This is a genomic window from Streptomyces corynorhini, assembly GCF_003346515.1.
Classification (GTDB): Bacteria; Actinomycetota; Actinomycetes; order Streptomycetales; family Streptomycetaceae; genus Streptomyces; species Streptomyces corynorhini.
Window position 1 is genome coordinate 1 of the sequence record NZ_QQNA01000451.1, and the last position, 1,763, is coordinate 1,763.

Annotated in this window: 1 protein-coding gene; it reads left to right on the forward strand. The window is 73.5% G+C overall.

All coding sequences use genetic code 11. The features are described 5' to 3' along the window. Window positions 1–1,445 (forward strand): MFS transporter (locus DVH02_RS34400; protein ID WP_199566527.1); only part of this gene is annotated, 1,445 nt, incomplete at its 5' end. Window positions 1,446–1,763: the final 318 nt, after the last annotated feature.

Here is a 1,763-nt window from a genome sequence, read left to right on the forward strand (position 1 = left end):
GTACGGGTGCCGGTACGGGTGCGGGTGCGGGTGCGGGTGCGGGGCGGGGGTGGGCGCTGCTCGTGCTGGCGCTGGCCCAGTTGATGGTCGTGCTCGACGCGACCATCGTCAGCATCGCGCTTCCCGCCACACAGAAAGACCTGGGCTTCTCCGACTCCGACCGGCAGTGGGTGGTGACCGCCTACGCTCTGGCGTTCGGCAGCCTGCTCCTCCTCGGCGGACGGCTCTCCGACCTCTTCGGCCGCCGCCGGATGCTCCTGACCGGTTTCGCGGGCTTCGCCCTGGCCTCCGTGGTCGGCGGAGCGGCCACCGGCATCGAGACGCTGATCCTCGCGCGGGCCGCCCAGGGCGTCTTCGGCGCCATCCTCGCCCCGGCCGCCCTTTCCCTGCTGACGACGACGTTCACCACGCCCGCCGACCGGGCCCGCGCCTTCAGCGTCTACGGCTCGGTCACCGGCTCAGGCAGCGCCATCGGCCTGCTGCTCGGCGGTTCGCTGACCGAGTACACCTCCTGGCGGTGGTGCCTGTACGTCAACGTGGTCATCGCCGCCGTCGGGTTCCTGGGGGCCGCGGTCAAGCTGCGCAAGGCTCCCCCGCGCCGCGGCACACCGATGGACTGGCCGGGCGTGGTCACCGCCGCCGCGGGACTCGCCGCCGTCGTCTACGCGATGGGGCGTGCCGAAGCCGACGGGTGGGGCGCCCCCAGCACCTACGGCTGCCTCGTGTCGGGGGCGCTGCTCCTCGCGGGGTTCGTCGCCTGGGAACGCCGTGCCGCTCACCCGCTGCTGCCGCTGCGGGTCGTGCTGGACCGTACCCGAGGCGGCGCCTACCTCGCCGTCGCGATCACCGGGGGCGGCATGTTCGGCCTCTTCCTCTTTCTCACCTACTACCTGACCACGGTCCTCGGCCTCACCCCGCTGCGTACCGGGCTGGCCTTCCTTCCCATGATCGTCGCCATCATGGCCTCGGCGATCGGCGTCGGCCGGACGCTGACCCCCCGGACGGGCCCCCGTCCCCTCGTGACCGCCGGGGCGCTCCTGGCGGCGTGCGGCATGGCCACCCTGACCCGGCTCGGCCCGGAATCGACCTATGCCGTCGGGGTCCTGCCCGGTCTGGTGCTCGTGGGCGCGGGCATCGGCCTCGTCTTCTCGCCCACCCAGAACGCCGCCACGTCCGGCGTCCGGCCCCACGACGCGGGTGTCGCCTCCGCGATGGTCAACACCGCGCAGCAGATCGGCGGCGCGGCCGGCACGGCCTTCCTCAGTTCGGTCGCCGCCTCCGCCACGGCCCGCTACGCCGAGCACGCGACTCCGGGGACGGACACCGCGATGCTGGCCGCGATCCATGGCTACCACTCGGTGTTCCGGGTCTCAGCGGCGCTCTTCCTGCTCTGCGCCGTGGTCTCCGCGACGACCTTCCGCAGCGGCCCCCTCGACTCCGGCTGAGCCGACCGCCGCCCGGGTCACTGTCGGCCCGGACATCGACCAACCGCTCACCGCTCACCGTTCACCGCACTCCCGCACGGGCACAGGCACCGGCACCCGCACCCGCACCCGCACCCGACCGGCACCGGCACCGGCACCGGCACCGGCACCGACGAAAGACCCTGGGCCCTGTCCTCGAAGCAGCGCCGTCCGCCCGATGCGCGGGGCAGGCGGGACTTGGAAGACAGGGCTAGGGTCTTTCGTTTGGATCAGGCCGGATGAGGGAGCGGGGTCCGGTGCCGTGGATCGCGAGGCGGAGGAGGGAGCCCACGCGGAGCG